Source organism: Mycobacterium sp. (assembly GCF_046095365.1).
GTDB lineage: Bacteria > Actinomycetota > Actinomycetes > Mycobacteriales > Mycobacteriaceae > Mycobacterium.
Map to the genome: position 1 here is coordinate 1 of NZ_JBJTJF010000011.1, position 18,647 is coordinate 18,647.

Consider the following 18,647-nt stretch of genomic DNA (forward strand, 5'->3'; position numbering starts at 1 on the left):
ACTTCTACCCGCAGGAGATCGAGGCGACCGTGGCCGCCGCCTCGGGCCTGGTCCGCCGCGGCTACGTGGCGGCATTCAGCGCCCCGGATGCGCAGGGCGAGGATCAGCTGGTGGTCGTCGCCGAAAGGGCAACCGGGACAATCCGTTCCGATCCGGGGCCGGCGATCGCGGCCATTCGCGCGGCCGTGGCCGGACGGCACGGCGTCACCCCGGGGGATATCCGCGTCCTGCCCGCCGAGTCTCCTCGGGGTGGCGCCAGTAGCCGCGTCCGACGTTGTCCCCGTGCAGCCAGAACTCCCCCACCGAACCGTCCGGCAGTTCGGCCCCGGTGTCGGGGTCTACCACAACGGCGCGCAGGCTGCGGGCCACCGTGCCGCAGGACACGTGCCCGACGGCACCGGGCGCGTCGGCGGGCACCTGCACCGCCCGTCCCGCGGCCAGCAGATCGCCGTCGAAGAACGTCGCCGCGGCCACGGCGTCGGGTGCGATGTCAGCGATGAACAACGTCGCCTCGGCGATGCCGTAGGACGGCTTCATCGCAGTCGGCGGCAGTCCGTGCGGGGCGAACGCGGCGTTGAACGCGTCGATCGCGGCCATGCTCACCGGTTCGGAGCCGATGATTGCGATGACGTTGGCAAGGTCGATGTGCTCCCCGACCGCCGGCAGGCCCCGCTGGGCCGCCCATTCGTAGGCGAAGTTCGGCGCAGCGGTGACCACCCGCCCCTGCCTCGAGGCGTCGGACAGCGCACGTATCCAGCGCTGCGGACGGCGGACGAAGGCGGTCGGCGCCATCAGTGTGGAATGCCCGCCATAGGTCGCTGGGAAGCCGATCATCGACAGGCCCATGTCGTGGTAGAGCGGCAACCAACTGAGCCCGTGGGTGTTTCGGTTCAGCAGATCGATCGACAGGATCATCTGGGTGAGGTTGGTGCAGAAGGCGCGGTGGGTGATCTCGATTCCCGCCGGCGGACGGGTCGCCCCCGAGGTGTACTGAAGGTGCGACACGTCGTCCATCGAGACCGCCACCGGCGTGAAGCCCTCGGCTGCCGCGTCGGCAATCGCGTCGATCACGATCACCGGCGCGGTCGCCCCGTCCCGTTTGCCCAGAAAGGCATCGACGGCGCCGCCCGCACCGCGGGTCGTCAGCAGCAGCGCCGGTTCGGCATCACCGAGTGCGACCTCCAGCCGCTCGGCGTGCCCCGGCAACTCGGGGGCGAACAACGGTACGGCGACGCAGCCGGCCTTGAGCACGGCGAAGAAGGCGGTGACGTAGTCCAGGCCCTGCGGGGCCAGGATCGCGACTCGATCGCCCTGCGCCACCACCGCCTGGACCGCGCCGGCCACCGCGCGCATCCGGACATCCAGCTGCGCCCAGGTGAGCTCGGTGGCCTCCCCCTCGGAGCGGGCGAAGTCCAGAAACCGGTACGCCACCGCGTCACCGACGTTGGCCACGTTGCGCTCGATGAGCGAGACCAGCGTGGTCCCGGGCGGCAGCGCGATCTCGCCGGCCGCGTCGACGCAGTCCTCGATCCTGAGCAGGCCTTTCGGTGCCTGAAACGCCCCCTGCGGGCCCAGCGTCATGACGGTGAGTTTAGGTCCGACCGAGGGCCCGGTTCAGACCACGCGGTCCAGAGCGACCGCGGAGAGAATTGTCCTAACCCCGTATTTGTTGATGTAGTGCACCCGGTACGGTTCCCCCTCGACGAAATGGCCGTGTGCGGTCATCAGCCCGAACTTCTTCCCGCCGATCTTCAGGTAGTAGCGCTTCAGGGTGAAGGGTGGCGCATTGAGATACCGCTTGATCCGGGCCACTCCGGAGACGGTCTGCACCCGGCCCCGGCGGATCGTCCGGCGGTAGTAGATCAGCGGCAGGCAGCAGACCACCATCAGGACGACCAGAGGCAGGACCGCCATGCTCGCCGAGCCGACCGATCGGTGTGCGCCGGGCAAGACCAGAACGAACATCGGCGCGAAAAGCAGAAGGCACGTCGGCAGGATCCACACCAGGGCGCGACGGACATCACCACCGTGCTGCTGCAACTCACGCTGCTGCGAATCGCTCAGCGTCCCGCGCTCATTGGCTTCCAGATCCGCTGGCGTGAAGAGAAAGAACTGCCGCAACCGACTGTCCCGTTGATCAGATGTCACGACAGGCACCTTAATCGTGCGATTCCCCCGGCCTGCCGAACGTAAATGTCACCCGAAGGGGGCCGCCGCCGGCCCCGGCGTTGAGTGGATGTCGCGCGGTTAGGGTGAGGCCCATGTCGCCGAGTTGGATCGCCCGCCTGGTCGCACTGGACGGCGACGGCAGAAACTTCCGCACCTCCAACGCCCTGGGCGCCGGGCCGCGGCTGTTCGGCGGCCTCATCGCCGCGCAGGCGCTGGCCGCTGCGGGTGCCACCGTCGCCTCCGACCGGCGCCCGCAGTCGCTGCACGCCTACTTCATCCGCGGCGGCAGGGTCGGAGTGGACGTCGACTACACCGTGGAGAACACCCGGGACGGCCGTTCCTTCAACACCCGGCGGGTCACCGCCAGCCAGCAGAGCGTGCCGATCTTCGAGATGCTGACCTCCTTCCACCGGCCCGAGGCCGACGTGGACTGGCAGCGACCGGCGCGGCCGCGGCTGGCGCTGGCCGAGGCCACCACCGTCGTGAATCCCCCGGAGCGCTGGGCGGACTATTTCGAGGCCCGGGTGGCGGCCGGCGAATCCGGCGAGTGGCCCCAGCAACCGTTCTGGTTCCGTTCCCGCGAGCCGATCGAGGACGACCCGCTGCTGCGGGCGTGCGCGCTGACCTTCGTCTCCGACCTGGGCATGGTCAGCACCGCCCGGCCGCCCGGCTCGCACGAGCCCGGTCCGGGGGGCGCGGCCAGCCTCGACCACGCGCTGTGGCTGCATCGGCCCGTAGACCCGAATCAGTGGCTGTGCTACGACGCGGTCGGCGTCAGTCACAGCGACGCCCGCGGGCTGGCCTTCGGGTCGATCCACGACCGCGCGGGGACCCTGGTGGCCTCCGTCGCCCAGGAGTCGCTCTGGCGGGTTTAGCCGCGCCGCGTTTCGGGGAATCACAGCGCATTCGAGCGTAGGAACCCCGAAAGGCACAACCATGACCGTCGACTACGACGCGCGCCGTCGCGCTCCGGCCGAGGACGAGCCGCTGGACGAACTGGCCCGGCCCCCGACGGCCGTCCTGGACTCCGAGGAGACCGACTTCTTCGAGCTGCCGGCAGGCGACCTCTTCGACGAGGAACTCGTCGTCCGCGTGGAACCCAAGCGGCCCGACGAGTTCACCTGCGGCAGTTGCTTTCTGGTCCACCACAAAAGCAGACTGGCCCGCGGCCGCAACGGACAGTCGATCTGCACCGACTGCGCGTAGCGGACGCGGGCCTGCTGCCGTGTGGTGTCGGGCTGGGCACAGCTAGGCGATGATCCGGACCAGGTACGGCGCCATGCCCTCGGTCCGCACCGGCGAAACCTTGACCCCGGCGTCGGTCACCTCCAGCATCTGGCTGCTGCCGAGGAACATCGTGACGGTCTCGGATCCGTCGGGGCCGTAGAAGATCAGGTCGGCCGGCAGAGCCTGCTCGGGGGTGACCTTCTGGCCGACGTTGTACATCGCCCCCGACGAGCGCGGCAGTTTGGCGCCCACGCCGGCGTAGACGTACTGGATCAGGCCCGAGGAGTCGAAGCCGATGGTCGAGGCGCCGTCGCCGGTGCCCACACTCGGGCCGTCGATGCCGCCGCCGCCCCACGAGTAGGGGATGCCGCGCGCGGACAGACCCCGGGCGATCACGAGGTTGACCGCCTGTTCCCGGCTCACCGGGGCCGCCGAGGCCCCGACGGTTCCCAGGCCGGTCGCGGTCAGGATCAGAAGCACCAGGCCGACAAAGACTTTCCGGGCCGCACCGATGCGCTTCATGTCATTCCACCTCTCCGGGCCGTGGCCGGTACCTCCGGCGTGGCCCCTACGCTGACTTTCACATCAGTCACTGCAACCACTTCTACAACAGGTGATTCCGCGTCTCCACCCCCGCTCCGGATCGGTGCAGGGCACGTTGTCGAACCGTGATTCAACGGTGTCGTGTCGGCACCCGAACGTGGCCGAACGGTTGCCTGGGTCGGATCGCGACAGTCGGGTGTGAGAGCACGGTCTGGACGCAGAGCCGATGGCCGATTCGCCGACAGTGCTGTCCGGATCCGGCCTACCGCCGGGCCGGTAAGCTCTGCGGTCATGACCACCACTGAGACGGCCCTGCCGCAGGGTCGGGACTTGGACGCCGCGATCGCCGAGGGCAGGCGCGCCTACGAGCTGGACCGCCGGCACGTGTTCCACTCCTGGTCGGCGCAGGCGCAGATCACTCCGATGACGATCATCGCCGCCGAGGGGGCCTACGTCTGGGACGGCGACGGCAACAGGCTCCTCGACTTCTCGGGCCAGCTGGTCTTCACCAACATCGGCCATCAGCACCCCAAAGTCATCGCGGCGATCACCGAGCAGGCGGCCAAGCTGTGCACGATCGCCCCCCAGCACGTCAACGCCGCCCGCTCCGAAGCCGCCCGGCTGATCGCCGAACGCACCCCCGGCGACCTCGACCACGTCTTCTTCACCAACGCCGGGGCCGACGCGGTCGAGCACGCGGTCCGGATGGCCCGCCTGCACACCGGCCGCCGCAAGGTGCTCTCCCGCTACCGCTCCTACCACGGCGGCACCGACACCGCGATCAATCTCACCGGTGACCCGCGCCGCTACGCATCCGACTACGGCGCCGCCGGCGTCGTGCACTTCAACGGACCGTTCCTCTACCGGTCGTCGTTCTACTCCGAGAACGAGGAGCAGGAGTCCCAGCGCGCCCTGGACTATCTAGAGCGGCTCGTCGCCCACGAGGGTCCGGCGACGATCGCGGCGATCATCCTGGAGTCGGTGCCGGGGACCGCCGGCATCATGGTCCCCCCGCCCGGCTACCTGGCGGGTGTGCGCGAGATCTGCGACCGGCACGGCATCGTGTTCATCGCCGACGAGGTGATGGCCGGGTTCGGGCGGACCGGCAGGTGGTTCGCCATCGAGAATTTCGACGTGGTGCCCGACCTGATCACCTTCGCCAAGGGAGTCACCTCGGGCTATGTGCCGCTGGGCGGGGTCGCCATCAACGACGCCATCTTCGCCGGCTTCGCCGACCGGGCCTACCCCGGCGGTCTGACCTACTCCGGACATCCGCTGGCCTGCGCGGCGGCGGTGGCGACCATCAACGTCATGGAGGACGAGGGCATGGTGGCCAACGCGGCGCGTGTCGGCGAGCGGGTGCTCGGGCCGGGTCTGCGGGAGTTGGCCGCCCGGCATCCCTCGGTCGGCGAGGTGCGCGGTCTGGGAGTGTTCTGGGCTGTGGAGTTGGTCGCCGACCCCGTGACCCGCGAGCCACTGGCGCCCTACGGCGGCTCGAGCCCCGCGATGAACGCAGTCGTGGCCGCCTGCAAGTCGGGCGGTCTGCTGCCGTTCGCCAACTTCAACCGTATCCACGTCTGCCCGCCGTGCAACATCACCGACGCCGAGGCGGCGGAGGGCCTGGCGATTCTGGACGCCGCCCTGGAGGTCGCGGACCAGCACGTGAGCTGACGTCTCCGGCGTACCGTGGGGGGAAACGACGTCCGCCACAGGAGCTCCCAGATGACGCGCACCATCGCCCACGGCCACCGCACCGGCTATGCATCGCTCGGCGCGGGCGGACTCAACATGGACTCCTTCCCCATGAAGCTGTTCCTCAAGGGCAACGCCAAGCACTGGAACCCCGCCGCCATCGACCTGACCCAGGACGCCCGCGACTTCGCGGAGATGACCGACGACGAACGCCGCTACACAACCATGCTGGCCGCGCAGTTCCTCGCCGGCGAGGAGTCGGTGACCCAGGACCTGCAGCCGTTCGTCGCCGCGATGGCCGCCGAGGGCCGCTTCGCCGACGAGATGTACCTGACCCAGTTCGTCTTCGAGGAGGCCAAGCACGCGCTGGCGTTCCGGCTGTGGTTCGACGCCGTGGGCGTGACCGAGGACCTGCACGAGTTCACCGAGTCCAACGAGCCCTACACCCAGATCTTCACCCGGGAACTGCCGGACAGCCTCTACGCCCTGCAGGAGGACGCCGGGCCGGCCAACCAGATCCGGGCCTCGGTGACCTACAACCACGTCGTCGAGGGATGCCTCGCGCTGACCGGTTACTACGGCTGGGGCAAGGTTTGCAGCAGTCGCGGCATCCTGCCCGGCATGCAGAAGATCATCAAGCACATCGGCGACGACGAGCGCCGCCACATGGCGTGGGGCACCTTCACCTGCCGCCGCCACGTCGCCGCCGACGACACCATGTGGCAGGTGGTCACCGACCGGATGGGCGAACTCATGCCGCTGGCGCTGGCCACGGTCGACGACGGCACCCGCGAGTGGGGCGACAATCCCCCGTTCGGCATCGACCCGGTGGAGCTGTCGGCCTACGCCGCCGACAAACTCACCCGCCGCCTCGGCGCGATCGAGAGCGCGCGCGGCGCCGACCTGCGGCTGATCGACCGTGACGCCTCACCGGAGGCTCTGGAGGAACAGTTCCACGCCGAGGACCAGCTCGCAGTAGCCGGTTAGACGTGCATTAAGGGCCGGACGGCCAGACGTGCTGGGTCAGCACGAAGAACGCCAGGCCCAGGCACAGCAGCATGTTCAGGGCCACTACCACGGCGGCGGCCACGATCGCCCAGTGCACCAGACGGCGCTGCGCGCGAACGCGTTTCGACCGGCGCCGCTCGGTCATCAGGTTCGTCGCGACCAGCGCGAAGCTGACGTCCACCCACTCGGTCTCGCTGGCCGGGGCACCGGCGGCGATCTGACGCAGACGATCGGGCGGGATGTCCACTCCCACCGTGCTGAACTGCCTGCTGAGCCGCCTCGACTCCGCTCTGGAGCCGGCCGGGTCGGGCCAGGTCGTCATAACTTCCCGAATCTAGCCGCCGTCGGCCGCGCGCATACCCCGAAATCGGGCCTTCCTATACTTCGGCGATGGAGTGCGATTACCTGGTGGTCGGTACCGGTTCGGCGGGTTCGGTCGTGGCCAACCGGCTCAGCGCGGATTCCTCGAAGAGGGTCGTGGTGCTCGAGGCCGGCCCGATGGACGACGACAAGTTCGTCCACATCCCCGCCGCATTCTCCAAGCTCTTCCGCGGCCCGCTGGACTGGGACTACCTCACCGAGCCGCAGAAGGAGGTCGGCGGTCGCGAAATCTACTGGCCGCGAGGCAAAGTCCTCGGCGGATCGTCCTCGCTGAACGCCATGATGTGGGTCCCCGGCTTCCCCGCCGACTACGACGAATGGGCTGAGCACGCCGGGCCGCAATGGGATTACGCCCACCTGCGGCCCTACTTCGACCGGGCCGAGAACGGTGCGCTGGTGATCTCCGAGCAGCGCAGCCCGCGGCCGTCGACCGCGGCCTGGCTGCGCGCCGCCGAGCAGGCCGGTTACCGGGTGACCACACCGGACTCCCCCGCACCGGACGGATTCACCCAGACCGCGGTCACCCAGCGTCGCGGCGCCCGCTGGAGTTGCGCCGACGCCTACCTCAAGCCGGTGCTCTATCGGCGCAACCTTCGTCTGCTCACCAACGCCACCGTGCGCCGGGTGCTCGTCGGCGGCGGGCGCGCGGTCGGGGTGGAGTTCGACGACGCCGGCGGCCGCCGGCAGACCGTGTGGGCCGGCCGCGAGGTGGTGCTGTGCGCCGGCGCGGTCAACACTCCCCAGCTGCTGATGCTGTCCGGAATCGGCGACCGGCAGCATCTCGGCGAGTTCGGCATCGAGGTGGTCAGGCACGCCCCCGAGGTGGGCCGCAACATGCTCGACCATCTGATCACCCCGCTGGGATTCGAGGTCCGTTCCGACAGCCTCTTCGACGCCGAGAAGCCGGCCGAACTGGCCAACTACCTGCTGCGCCGCCGCGGCATGCTGACCTCCAACGTCGGTGAGGCCTACGGCTTCGTGCGCAGCCGGCCCGACCTGGAACTGCCCGACATCGAATTGATCTGGGCCCCGGCGCCGTTCTACGACGAAGGCCTCGGCGAGGTGCACGGCCACGGCATCGCAACCGGCCCGGTGCTGCTCAAGCCGCGCAGCACCGGCACGGTCACGCTGCGCTCGGCTGACCCGGCGGCCAAGCCGGTCATCGACCCGCGATACCTGTCCGACCCCGGCGGCGCCGACCGCGCGGCCATGCTGGCCGGCCTGCGGGCGGCCGCCACGATCGCCAGGTCGCCGGCCCTGCAGGACGTGGTCGGCCGGATCTTGCGGCCCCTGCACGCGACCACCCTCGACGACGAGACCCTGGAGCGGGCCCTGGAGAGTTGCTCGCACACCCTCTACCACCCGGTGGGAACCTGCCGGATGGGCCGCGACGAGGCCAGCGTGGTCGACCCGGAGCTGCGGGTGCGCGGGGTGGCCGGCCTGCGGGTCGCCGACGCCTCGGTGATGCCCAGCATCGTGCGCGGCCACACCCACGCCCCGACGGTGATCATCGGCGAGAAGGCGGCGGATCTGATCGCCGCCGGCAGCGGGTGACACCTTCCGACTCCGACGCGGACAGTGCCGATCGACGCTCGCTGCTCCGCGCCGCCGCCGCGGCCGCGGGAACACTCCACCGCGGCGAGGCCCCGGCGGTGCGGCCCGACCGCCGGGGGCGCATCATCGCCACGACCCGGGGCCTTGGACCTCAGATCGACCGGGCCCTCGACGATGAACGCGACCGGCCGTGATCGCCTACCTCGACTCGTCGGTGCTGGCCCGCGCCTACCTCGCCGATGAGGCCGGGCACGATCGGGCGGTCGCCCTGCTGGCTGATCCGTCGGTAGCCCTGGTCACCGGCAGTTGGACCCGAGTCGAGGTCTCCGGCGCCCTGGTCCGTGCGGCCCGGCGTGGCCGTGCCGACGAGAAGGGGCTATTGGCCCTGCTCGACAGCGACCTTGCCGGGCCGGTGGTCGTACTGACCGCGGCACAGGAGCACGTCGAACGCCACGCCCTGGATCTGGTGCGCCGTCATGCGCTGCGGGCGATGGACGCCTGGCACCTGGCTGTCGCCGCGATCGCGATTCCCCGCTGCTCAACCCCGGGGAGCCGAAGGCGTTCGCCTCCCGCGACGCCGCACAACTGGGCGTCGCGGAGACGCTGGGATTCGCGGCGATCTGATCTCAGTAGTGGTAGGTGTCCGACGGCGCCGTCACGTGCACAGCCTGGTCGTCGAACTCCGAGACCTGGATGCCGTAGGCGCGGGCCAGGTTGAGGATCTTGGTGGCCCGGGCGATGCGCGGCAGATCCGAGCCGTTGCGGATCTCCCCGCCGTCGCGCTCGTACTCGGCGAAGAACTCCTGGGCCCAGGTGATCTCCTCCTGCGAGGGCGAGAGCCCCTCGTTGACCGTCGGGCACTGGTCGGGCGTGAGGCAGATCTTGCCGGTCATCCCGAACTCGGCGGACACCGCGGTGGCCTCGCTGAGCTTCAGTGCGCTGGAACCCACCGTCGGGCCGTCGATCGCGCCCGGAAGGTGCGCGGCCTTGGCGGCGATGGTGAACCGGGAGCGGGCGTAGGCCAGCGTCATCGGGTTCTCACCGAAACCGGTGTCGCGGCGGAAGTCGCCGATCCCGAAGGCCAGCCGGAAGGTGCCCTTGGTGGCGGCGATCTCGGTGATGCGCTCCAGGCCGCGGGCGGTCTCCACCAGGGCCACGATCGGGATGTCCGGCAGCCGCTTGGCGGTCTCGGTGACGTGGTCGACGGACTCCACCATCGCCAGCATCACCCCGCCGGCCGTCGTCTTGGACAGCATGGCCAGGTCGTCCTCCCAGAACTGGGTGCCGAACCCGTTGACCCGCACCCAGTCGGTCTTGCCGTCGGCCAGCCAGCGCACCACGTTCTCGCGGGCCGCCGCCTTGCCCTTGGGGGCCACCGCGTCCTCGATGTCGAGCACCACGATGTCGGCGCGGGAACTGGCGGCCGGGGCGAACTTGTCGTACTGGGATCCGTTCACCAGCAGCCAGCTGCGGGCCAGTACCGGGTCGATGCGGTACCCCTCGTCCTTGGAGTCGGTGCCGGTGTCCCATCCGGTGGCTTGGTCATACATCGCTGTGAGCCCTGCTGCCTTCCGCCGCGGAAAATTGCCGCCCCAATACTCCCACGGGCGGGGAAAATTGCCGCCCCAATACTCCCACGGGCGGGAAAGGCGACCAACACCCCCGCCGGTTGCCGCAGTACGCTCAGGCCATGGTCGATACCGGCCTCGTCACCGCGATCTGGCGCTATCCCGTCAAATCCATGGCGGGTGAACGCATCCCGTCGGCCCGGATCGGGCCGCTGGGTCTGCACGCCGACCGCACCTGGGCGGTACGCGACCTCGAGCTGGGCGCCACCACCAGCGCCAAGCGGCTGCCCGGCCTGCTGCTGTGCACCGCACGCTACGCGGGCACGCCGGGGCCCCACGCCGGCCCGGGCCAGGCCCCCGAGGTGGTCGTCGGTTTGCCGGACGGCCGGGAGTTCAGCAGCTCCGATCCGGGCGTGCACCGCGCGCTGTCGGCCTTTGTCGACCGGGACGTCGAACTGCGACCGCTGCCGCCGGTCTCGGACAAGGACCAGTACCGCGGGCGGCCTGCCACCAAGGCGGACCTGCGCACCATGTTCGGCTTGGGTCCCGATGACCCGCTGCCCGACCTGTCGATGTTCCCGGTGCGCAAACTCGCCGAGATCAGCCGTTACGCCACCCCGATCGGCAGCTACGTCGACGCCTACCCGATCCATCTGCTCAGCGAGCAGTCCCTGGACGCGATGTCGGCGCTGGCCCCCGCCTCGGACTTCGACGTCCGTCGGTTCCGGCCGACGATCCTGCTCGACTGCCCCGCAGGCCGGGGCCAGCCCGAGCTCGCGTGGTGCGGCGGCGTGCTGCGCGGCGAGCAGGTCGCCCTCACCCCGCTGATCCCGACCGTGCGCTGCGTCATGCCGTCACACGCCCAGCCGGACCTGGCCCGAGACCCGGTCGTGACCAAAACCGTTGCGGCCCATGCCCGGCGCTGCCTCGGCGTCTACGGCACTGTGCTCAGTCCCGGGCAGATCAGCGAGGGCGAGAGGCTGCGGGCCGAACCGGCGGAGCGGGCGAGGCCGCCGGCGGCCTCGGCCGTCAAGCGCACCGTGATGCGGGCGGTGTCGGCGATGCTGCCCCGCGGCGGCTCCTGAGCGCCCTACAGGTAGGCCTGCGCGTCATGCAGCCGCCGGCGCCAGCGGGCCAGCGTCGCAGGATCTCTGACCGCGTACCGGTCGAGTAGGTCGGGGTCCGGAGCCGGCGGCATCGGCGCCACCGGGAGTTGTCCGTCGACGGCGATCAGCGTGCGTCCCGCACTGACCAGGTCGTCGCTGAGAAGTCGCACACCCCCCAGTGCCACGGCGTAACCCGCGTCGTCGAGCACCCCCGCCAGGGCGAGTCCCCCGCACAGGCCCACGCTGCTGTGGACACCCGCGGCGACCACGCACGGCAACCCGCAGGCCTCGGCGACCCGCAGCGCCCGGCGCACCCCGCCGAGAGCGCCGGCATCCAGCACCGCCACGTCGGCGGCCTCGGCCAGCGCACGGTCCGGCCGGTCTGCGGCCAGCGCCGCGTCGACGGCGATCGGGACGTCGACCCGGCGTCGCAGCGCCGCCAGGTCGTCGAGGGTCCGGCACGGCTGTGCGACGAACTCGCAGCCTCCCGCGGCGGCGTCCAGTGCCCCGATCGCCGCGGCCGCGGTCGTGACGTTCCAGGTGCCGTTCGCGTCGCAGCGGATCGCCCCGCCGGCGCCGAGGGCGTCGCGCACCGCCTGCACCCGGGCGATGTCGGCGGCCAACGGGCCCTCGCCGACCCGCACCGCCGCGGTGCGGCAGCCCGCCTCGGCGACGATCCCGCGGGCCCGGTCCGGACCGACCGAGGGCACCGTCACCGCAGCCGCGACGCGGCCCCGCACCGGATCGGGCCAGCCCACCGTGCCGACCTCGACTGCCGCGGTCAGCCAGCGTCCGTCGCGGCGGGCGTCAGACCCGGCGGGTGGGCTGAACTCCCCCCAGCCCTGCGGGCCCTCGATGAGCATCCCCTCGCAGACCGTCACCCCAGCGACCTCGTCGGTCAGCGGGATGGCGAAAACGGGTGCGGCGTCGAAGTCGATCCAGGTCTTCACCGGGGCGACCAGTAGGCCAGCATCTCGGAGAAGGTGTCGAAGGCCGGTGCGGAGTAGCCGTAGGTGGCCTCCAGGTGGATGCTGATCGGGAATCCCAGATCGGCGACGCCGTCGATGACGCGTTTGTAGAGATCGACGAGCAGCCCCCGCTTGACGGCCGGTTCGGCGGCGGCCAGCGTCCGGACGAAGTCCTGCTCCCGTGCGACCACCGCGTTGCCCGGGTCCTGGATCAGCCAATTGACGAGTCCCACACGGCTTTCGGCCTTGGGCACGAACCCGAACGAGAGCAGGATCTCCGGGCGGTGATCGGTGGTGCCGGCGAACTCCCGCAGGAAACCCACGATGGTGTCGGAGTAGAGCAACTGGGTCATGCCGTACGTCGCGCCCCGGCCGCACTTGAACCCGAACCGTTGCGCCTCCCCCTCGCGGGTCGGGATCAGGATGGCTCCGCGGTTGGGCACGAGATCGCGGTAGCGGCTCAGCGCGTCGGTGGGGGCGACCCCGGCGCCCTCGCCGTCGGCCATGGTGCGCGGCACACCGACGAACGCGATGCCCTCCATGCCCGACGCCACCAGATCGGCGATCCGGCGGCGCAGCGTCGCGTCGTCGCAGAACGCGGTGACCTGGGTGCACAGTCCCCTGACGCCGGGCAGTTCCGGCGCGATGAGCTTCCAGTAGTCCAGAACGTCGAGTTTGGGCTTCATCTCGATGGGACGGTCCTCGTCCTCGTCGATCATCCCCGGGATCATGACGTGTCCGATCCTGTCGGCGATGCCCGTCTCGGCGGAGATCCGCGCGACCTTGCGCGCCTCATCGAGCTGCTCGGCGAGGCTGCGGTCGATGTTGGGCGGGACCATCTCGATCGCGACGGTGGCGAGGGGCACGAGGTGTGACCATACCGACAGCACGGGCCGCTCCGAATACTTGACCCATTCCAGAAACCGCGACAGGATCGGAGTGTGACCTCGACGGACCACGCCACACGCCTGCGGAAGGTCGAACTTCGTGTCACCCGCCCCCGCGTCGCGGTTCTCGAAGCGGTGAGCGCGCACCCGCACGCCGACACCGACAGCGTCTTCACCGCGGTGCGCACCGCACTGCCCGAGGTGTCCCGGCAGGCGGTGTACGACGTGCTGGCGGCACTGACCGCGGCCGGGCTGATCCGGCGCATCCAGCCCTCGGGCTCGGTCGCCCGCTACGAGGCCCGGGTCGGCGACAACCACCATCACGTGGTCTGCCGTTCGTGTGGAAGCATCGCAGACGTGGATTGTGCCGTCGGCGACGCGCCCTGCCTGGCCGCGAGCGACGACGGCGGCATACCCGAGGGCTTCGAGTTCGACGAGGCCGAAGTCATCTACTGGGGCACCTGCCCCGAATGCAGCACCCGAGAGCCCGCGTGATCACGCCCGTGATGACGTCTCGACCCACCCGGAAGGAACACCTATGGCGATGAAACAGGAAGGCACCCCCGCGGCTGAGGAACTCACCGCCGCGGAGATCAATGCCATGAGCGAGTCCGAGCTTCGCTCGAGCCTGCTAGCCCGGTTCCGGAACGAGCAGGCCGAAGGCGGTGGCTGCCCGGTGATGAAACCGCCGGTCGAAGGCGGCGGCAACCGGGACTGGTGGCCGAACCAGCCGAATCTGAAAGTGCTCCAGCACAATCCGGACGTCATCAACCCGATGGGCGAGGACTTCGACTACGGCAAGGCGGTTGCGACCCTCGACGTCGACGCGGTGCGGGCGGACATCGTCGAGGTGATGCACACCTCGCAGGACTGGTGGCCGGCCGACTTCGGTCACTACGGCCCGTTCTTCATCCGGATGGCCTGGCACGCCGCCGGCACCTACCGGGTGCAGGACGGCCGCGGCGGCGCCGGCGCCGGAATGCAGCGCTTCGCCCCGCTCAACAGCTGGCCGGACAACGCCAACCTGGACAAGGCCCGCCGGCTGCTCTGGCCGGTGAAGAAGAAGTACGGTAAGCAGTTGTCCTGGGCCGACCTGATGGTCTTCGCCGGCAACGTGGCACTCGACGACATGGGCCTGGAGACCTTCGGCTTCGCCTTCGGCCGGGACGACGAGTGGGAGCCCGAGGAGGTCTACTGGGGCCCGGAGCACGTCTGGCTCGAGGACCAGCGCTACAGCGGCAAGCGCGACCTGGCCAATCCGCTGGCCGCGGTCCAGATGGGCCTGATCTACGTCAACCCGCAGGGCCCCAACGGCAACCCCGACCCGGTGCTGGCGGCCGTGGACATCCGCGAGACGTTCGCCCGGATGGCGATGAACGACGTCGAGACCGCGGCCCTGATCGTCGGCGGGCACACCTTCGGGAAGACCCACGGCGTGGGCAACCCCGAGCTGGTCGGCCGCGAGCCGGAAGCCGCCCCGATGGAGCTGCAGGGCCTGGGCTGGAAGAACTCCAACGGCACCGGTGTGGGCAAGGACGCCGCCACCAGCGGCCTGGAGGTCATCTGGACCCACACCCCGACCAAGTGGGACAACAGCTACCTGGAGATCCTCTACGGCAACGAGTGGGAGCAGACCACCAGCCCCGCGGGCGGCATCCAGTGGAAGCCCAAGGACAACGGCTGGGCCAACTCGGTCCCGGAGGCCTTCGGCGCCGGCAAGACCCACCCGTCGATGCTGACCACCGACCTGTCGATGCGGTTCGACCCGATCTACGGCGAGATCACCAAGCGCTGGCTGGATCATCCAGAGGAGCTCGCCGACGCCTTCTCCCGCGCGTGGTTCAAGCTGATCCACCGCGACATGGGTCCGGCCAACCGCTACATCGGACCGCTGGTGCCCAAGGAGACCCTGCTGTGGCAGGACCCGGTCCCGGCCGGCCAGAGCCGGCTCAGCGGCGCCGACGTCGAGGAACTCAAGAAAGCCGTCCTCGCCTCGGGTCTGACTGTGCCGCAACTGGTTTCGACCGCCTGGAAGGCGGCGTCCTCGTACCGCGACAGCGACAAGCGCGGCGGCGCCAACGGCGGCCGGATCAGGCTGCAGCCGCAGGCCGGCTGGGAGTGCAACGAGCCCGACGAACTGGCCCAGGTCATCCGCAAGCTGGAGGAGATCCAGAAGGGCTCCTCAACCGGGGTCTCGTTCGCGGATCTGGTGGTGCTGGGCGGTGCGGCCGCGGTGGAGAAGGCGGCCAAGGACGCCGGGTTCGACGTCACCGTGCCGTTCCACCCCGGTCGCGGCGATGCCACCGCCGAGACCACCGACGTCGAATCCTTCGCCCACCTGGAACCGGTGGCCGACGGCTTCCGCAACTACCTGGGCAAGGGCGCGGCGATGCCGGCGGAGTTCCAGTTGCTCGACAAGGCCAACCTGCTCAACCTGTCGGCTCCGGAGATGACGGTCCTGGTCGGCGGCCTGCGGGTGCTCGGGGCCAACTTCAAGGACTCCAAGCACGGTGTGCTCACCAGCACCCCGGGCCGGCTGACCAACGACTTCTTCGTCAACCTGCTCGACATGGGGACCGAATGGGCGCCGTCGGCGGCCGACGACGGCACCTTCGTCGGCAAGGACCGCGCCAGCGGCAAGGAGAAGTGGACCGGCAGCCGGGTCGACCTGGTGTTCGGCTCCAACTCGCAGTTGCGGGCGCTGGCCGAGGTCTACGCCCAGGACGACGCCAAGGAGAAGTTCGTCAGGGACTTCGTCGCGGCGTGGGCGAAGGTGATGGACAACGACCGGTTCGACCTGCACCGCTAGCCGGTCACCGAGCAGAAGACCCCCGCGGGTTTCCGCGGGGGTCTTCTGCTCGGGTGAGGGTTATGCGCAGGTGTTCGCGTTGATCCACCGGCCGTTCCAGCCCACGCAGGCACTGACGTTCGGGTTGATCGGAGCGTAGGCGTCCGGCGGCAGCACATAAGGCGCCATCACGTCGCCCAGGTTCGCGCAGCCGCTGACCGAGATCCGGCGCCCGGCACTGGCGCAGACGTCGGCCTGTGCCGTCCCGCCGGGCGTGATGATCGTCAGTACCGCGGGGCCGCCGGCGATGGCCAGCACCGCCGCGGAGCCGACGGCGAACCGGCGCAATGTCGTTGTCATGGCGCCGAGTCTACCGGCGCCGGCGCCCGGCGCCCCGAACGACGCCGCCGCGACGCCGCCGTCGCCGCCCAGGCACCGGCCGCCACCGCGACGCCCACCGCAACCAGCCAGGGCCGGGCGCCGTGCTGGTAGACCCAGCCGGCCAGGACCCGCTGGACGCGGCCCGCCGCCGCGATCACCGGATCGTCGGCCGATCCCCCGCCCCCGAACAACCGCAGCTCGAACCATCCGTAGTAGGCGACGTACAGCCCCACCGCCACCAGGATCGCCCCGCTGACCCGGTTGACCCAGGGCAGCACCCGGCGCATCCGGTCCACCGCGGTGGAGCTCGCGAGTGCGACGGCCACCGCCAGCACCCCGACCACCAGTGCGATACCGGCCGCGTAGGCCAGATAGGTCAGCACCGTGGCGAGGGCCGATCCGCTGCGCAGGCTGCTTCCGGTCACCGCCAGGAACGGCCCGACCGTGCACGACAGCGAAGCCAGGGCGTAGCCGACTCCGTACCCGAACATCGAGCCCAGCCGCGCGGTCGGAGCCCAGCGCGCACCCTTGCCCAGCGACCAGCCCGCCAGCTCCCGACCGGACAGCAGCCAAAGCCCGAGGGCCACGAGCACGACGCCGACGACGACGGTTCCGTAGGGCAGGTAGCGCTGGATAGCCGACGCCACCGCGACGGTCAGCAGGCCGAACACCCCGAACACCGCCAGGAACCCCAGTGCCATCACCGCCGAGGCGAGCAGTGCCCTGCCCATCGCCATCAGCTGCCCGCCCTGCTCGCGCTGGATCACCAGCGCCAGATAGCCGGGCAGCATGGCGAATCCGCACGGATTGAACGCCGCCACCATTCCGGCGGTGAACGCCAGGGCGAGCAGTTCGGAGTTCACGCCCGCGCTACGCGGTCAGCGCGCGCACCCGGTCGCTGAGTTCCTGCTGGGACATCACCGACGTCGGGTTGTTGACGAAGGACGACGAGCCGTCCGGGCGCAGAAACACATAGGCCGGCTGCCAGGGCACGTTGAACCTGGCCCAGATCGACCCGTCCGCGTCGTTGATGTTGGTGAAGTTCAGGTTGTATTTCGAGACGAAGTTCTGCAGGGCCGACAGATCGGCCTTGGCGGCGACGCCCACGAAGGTCACGCCCGGATTGGCGGCGGCCACCGCGCTGACGCTGGGCGCCTCGCCGTTGCAGATCGGGCACCACGGGGTCCAGAACCACAGCACGGCGGGCTTGCCCTGCAGACTGCTGCCGTTGAACGTGCCGCCGCTGAGCGTGGTTCCGGAGAAGTCGAGGTCAGCCGCCGAAGCGGTGGCCGGCCTGGCCAACCCGAACGTCAGCGCCGTCACCGCCAACACCAGCGCCAGCCAGCGCGTCAGACTCCGCGTCATCATTGTCGTCACTTCCGGACCTCCATCCCTCGCCGACTGCGGGTGGCTCCGCGAGCCGTCCGCACCGCCAAGGCTATTGAGGACACCGGGCCCGGCGCCATCGCCGGGGGCGCAGGGTCAGAAAGGCGTAAGACCACCGCAGGTGCGCTGCGGGGTGGACCGTTTCTCAACAGAGTCTCAGCCAGTGCGCCCGCGCTCCTTGGACTTGCGGCATACCGTCGTTGCCAGGCCGCACCATCCGGCCGCAACGTTCGATCCGAGGGGACACCCGATGACGAGTTTCACCTCCCGCTACGGCGATCCCGCCGTCGACCACAAGGGCGCCCACCTGTGGGCCTACCGCCGTCACGGGGCGACCGTCGTCGCGGTGCGAGGGCGCATCGACGCCGCCAACGTCGGGCACGTCAGTGACTACGCCCTGCGGTTCGTCGCCGCCGACACCCGCGTCGTCCTCGACCTCAGCGCGGTCACCGCGTTCACTCCCCGGGCCTTCGAACTGCTCGACGCCCTCGACGAGGGCTGCGCGGCCGTCGGCGTGGACTGGGTGGTCGTCCCCAGCGACCTCGTCGCCCGCCGGCTGAAGGCCCGCAGCGACTGGGCCGGCCTGCCGGTCCTGGAGTCGGTGGCCGAGGCCGAGCATCTCTTCGACGAGGCGGTTCAGCGGCGCGGCCATTTCCTGCTGGCCCTGCAGCGCCACACCGCCTGAGCCGTCCCGGGTACCCTCGTCTGCGTGGGTTGCAGGTCCGCGGCTCTGGCCGCCGCGTTGCTGACCGGCTGGGCGCTGGCCGCCGCCGGCCCGGCCGCCGCCGACCCGGACGCCGCCGCTCCTGAACCGCCGGTCGACCACGGTGTCGACCCGGCCGCCGCCGGCGCCCCGCCCGCGCCGGCGCCGCGGGGCATGGCCCACGCCGGCATCTCCGCGGTCGGCAGCCAGCTCCAGCCGGGCGTCTCCACCTCCGCCGGGCCGCGCCCGGACGGCACCTGTTACTGGCGGCGCATCGGGCCGGACA

20 protein-coding genes and 1 pseudogene are annotated in these 18,647 nt (G+C 70.4%); 11 read left to right on the forward strand and 10 right to left on the reverse strand.

Translation table 11 applies throughout. The features are described from left to right. Positions 1 to 231 precede the first annotated feature (231 nt). A pseudogene (locus ACKOQ4_RS00705) lies at positions 232 to 1,581 on the reverse strand (AMP-binding protein); the annotation flags it as partial. A gap of 33 nt (positions 1,582 to 1,614) precedes the next feature. Continuing rightward, on the reverse strand, positions 1,615 to 2,148 hold the full coding sequence (locus ACKOQ4_RS00710; RefSeq protein WP_526287804.1) for a hypothetical protein: 534 nt from the start codon (positions 2,146 to 2,148) through the stop codon (positions 1,615 to 1,617). 113 nt (positions 2,149 to 2,261) lie between these two features. Here ACKOQ4_RS00710 and ACKOQ4_RS00715 point away from each other — a divergent pair, with 113 nt between their 5' ends. Both ACKOQ4_RS00715 and ACKOQ4_RS00720 read left to right on the forward strand, forming a co-directional pair. Further along, on the forward strand, positions 2,262 to 3,044 hold the full coding sequence (locus ACKOQ4_RS00715; RefSeq protein ID WP_526287806.1) for an acyl-CoA thioesterase: 783 nt from the start codon (positions 2,262 to 2,264) through the stop codon (positions 3,042 to 3,044). A gap of 61 nt (positions 3,045 to 3,105) precedes the next feature. Beyond that, a complete protein-coding gene (locus ACKOQ4_RS00720; protein ID WP_526287808.1) occupies positions 3,106 to 3,375 on the forward strand; it encodes a DUF4193 family protein in 270 nt (89 codons plus the stop codon). A gap of 42 nt (positions 3,376 to 3,417) precedes the next feature. Here the strand turns inward: ACKOQ4_RS00720 and ACKOQ4_RS00725 are convergent, their stop codons facing one another. Then, positions 3,418 to 3,918 (reverse strand): NlpC/P60 family protein, encoded by a 501-nt coding sequence (locus ACKOQ4_RS00725; RefSeq protein WP_526287810.1) that lies wholly within the window; start codon positions 3,916 to 3,918, stop codon positions 3,418 to 3,420. 312 nt (positions 3,919 to 4,230) lie between these two features. Here ACKOQ4_RS00725 and ACKOQ4_RS00730 point away from each other — a divergent pair, with 312 nt between their 5' ends. Next, positions 4,231 to 5,610 carry an aminotransferase family protein gene (locus ACKOQ4_RS00730; protein WP_526287812.1) on the forward strand — a complete coding sequence of 460 codons (1,380 nt, stop codon included), beginning with the start codon at positions 4,231 to 4,233 and terminating at the stop codon, positions 5,608 to 5,610. 51 nt (positions 5,611 to 5,661) lie between these two features. After that, positions 5,662 to 6,618, forward strand: coding sequence for a R2-like ligand-binding oxidase (locus tag ACKOQ4_RS00735; protein WP_526287814.1), 957 nt, complete (start codon positions 5,662 to 5,664; stop codon positions 6,616 to 6,618). A 7-nt stretch (positions 6,619 to 6,625) separates the two neighbouring features. Here ACKOQ4_RS00735 and ACKOQ4_RS00740 read toward each other — a convergent pair whose 3' ends face one another. After that, positions 6,626 to 6,961 carry a hypothetical protein gene (locus ACKOQ4_RS00740; protein ID WP_526287816.1) on the reverse strand — a complete coding sequence of 112 codons (336 nt, stop codon included), beginning with the start codon at positions 6,959 to 6,961 and terminating at the stop codon, positions 6,626 to 6,628. A 68-nt stretch (positions 6,962 to 7,029) separates the two neighbouring features. Between ACKOQ4_RS00740 and ACKOQ4_RS00745 the strand changes: the two genes are divergently transcribed. Together ACKOQ4_RS00745 and ACKOQ4_RS00750 are read left to right on the forward strand one after the other, a co-directional pair. Further along, positions 7,030 to 8,574, forward strand: coding sequence for a GMC family oxidoreductase (locus ACKOQ4_RS00745; protein WP_526287818.1), 1,545 nt, complete (start codon positions 7,030 to 7,032; stop codon positions 8,572 to 8,574). Positions 8,575 to 8,788: 214 nt separating this feature from the next. Continuing rightward, the gene (locus ACKOQ4_RS00750; protein WP_526287839.1) at positions 8,789 to 9,292 is read left to right on the forward strand and encodes a type II toxin-antitoxin system VapC family toxin; all 504 of its coding nucleotides are present in this window, start codon (positions 8,789 to 8,791) and stop codon (positions 9,290 to 9,292) included. Here the strand turns inward: ACKOQ4_RS00750 and ACKOQ4_RS00755 are convergent. Then, the gene (locus ACKOQ4_RS00755) at positions 9,201 to 10,124 is read right to left on the reverse strand and encodes an HpcH/HpaI aldolase/citrate lyase family protein (protein ID WP_526287820.1); all 924 of its coding nucleotides are present in this window, start codon (positions 10,122 to 10,124) and stop codon (positions 9,201 to 9,203) included. The genes ACKOQ4_RS00750 and ACKOQ4_RS00755 overlap by 92 nt on opposite strands. A gap of 140 nt (positions 10,125 to 10,264) precedes the next feature. Here ACKOQ4_RS00755 and ACKOQ4_RS00760 point away from each other — a divergent pair, with 140 nt between their 5' ends. Next, positions 10,265 to 11,227, forward strand: a complete 963-nt coding sequence (locus ACKOQ4_RS00760; protein ID WP_526287822.1) for an MOSC domain-containing protein — start codon at positions 10,265 to 10,267, stop codon at positions 11,225 to 11,227. Positions 11,228 to 11,232: 5 nt separating this feature from the next. Here ACKOQ4_RS00760 and ACKOQ4_RS00765 read toward each other — a convergent pair whose 3' ends face one another. Both ACKOQ4_RS00765 and ACKOQ4_RS00770 read right to left on the reverse strand, forming a co-directional pair. Further along, positions 11,233 to 12,198 (reverse strand): enolase C-terminal domain-like protein, encoded by a 966-nt coding sequence (locus ACKOQ4_RS00765; RefSeq protein WP_526287824.1) that lies wholly within the window; start codon positions 12,196 to 12,198, stop codon positions 11,233 to 11,235. Further along, positions 12,195 to 13,082: a mycobacterial-type methylenetetrahydrofolate reductase gene (locus tag ACKOQ4_RS00770; protein ID WP_526287826.1), complete on the reverse strand. Its 888-nt coding sequence runs from the start codon at positions 13,080 to 13,082 to the stop codon at positions 12,195 to 12,197. Before ACKOQ4_RS00770 ends, ACKOQ4_RS00765 begins: the two co-directional genes overlap by 4 nt. 75 nt (positions 13,083 to 13,157) lie before the next feature. Between ACKOQ4_RS00770 and ACKOQ4_RS00775 the strand changes: the two genes are divergently transcribed. Beyond that, on the forward strand, positions 13,158 to 13,598 hold the full coding sequence (locus tag ACKOQ4_RS00775) for a Fur family transcriptional regulator (RefSeq protein ID WP_526287828.1): 441 nt from the start codon (positions 13,158 to 13,160) through the stop codon (positions 13,596 to 13,598). 106 nt (positions 13,599 to 13,704) lie between these two features. After that, positions 13,705 to 15,912, forward strand: coding sequence for a catalase/peroxidase HPI (gene katG / locus ACKOQ4_RS00780; protein ID WP_526287841.1), 2,208 nt, complete (start codon positions 13,705 to 13,707; stop codon positions 15,910 to 15,912). Positions 15,913 to 15,972: 60 nt separating this feature from the next. On the opposite strand, the gene ACKOQ4_RS00785 is transcribed toward katG, so the two are convergent. The 3 genes from ACKOQ4_RS00785 to ACKOQ4_RS00795 are packed head-to-tail and all read right to left on the reverse strand — an operon-like array spanning position 15,973 to position 17,637. Beyond that, entirely contained in the window at positions 15,973 to 16,239 is a 267-nt protein-coding gene (locus ACKOQ4_RS00785; RefSeq protein ID WP_526287843.1) for a hypothetical protein, read from the reverse strand. An 8-nt stretch (positions 16,240 to 16,247) separates the two neighbouring features. Continuing rightward, the gene (locus ACKOQ4_RS00790; protein WP_526287830.1) at positions 16,248 to 17,135 is read right to left on the reverse strand and encodes a cytochrome c biogenesis CcdA family protein; all 888 of its coding nucleotides are present in this window, start codon (positions 17,133 to 17,135) and stop codon (positions 16,248 to 16,250) included. 7 nt (positions 17,136 to 17,142) lie between these two features. Then, a complete protein-coding gene (locus ACKOQ4_RS00795) occupies positions 17,143 to 17,637 on the reverse strand; it encodes a redoxin domain-containing protein (protein ID WP_526287832.1) in 495 nt (164 codons plus the stop codon). Positions 17,638 to 17,908: 271 nt separating this feature from the next. Here ACKOQ4_RS00795 and ACKOQ4_RS00800 point away from each other — a divergent pair, with 271 nt between their 5' ends. After that, positions 17,909 to 18,343 carry an STAS domain-containing protein gene (locus ACKOQ4_RS00800; RefSeq protein ID WP_526287835.1) on the forward strand — a complete coding sequence of 145 codons (435 nt, stop codon included), beginning with the start codon at positions 17,909 to 17,911 and terminating at the stop codon, positions 18,341 to 18,343. 24 nt (positions 18,344 to 18,367) lie between these two features. Beyond that, on the forward strand, positions 18,368 to 18,647 hold a 280-nt coding region (locus ACKOQ4_RS00805; protein WP_526287837.1), incomplete at its 3' end, for an Rv1352/Rv1906c domain-containing protein.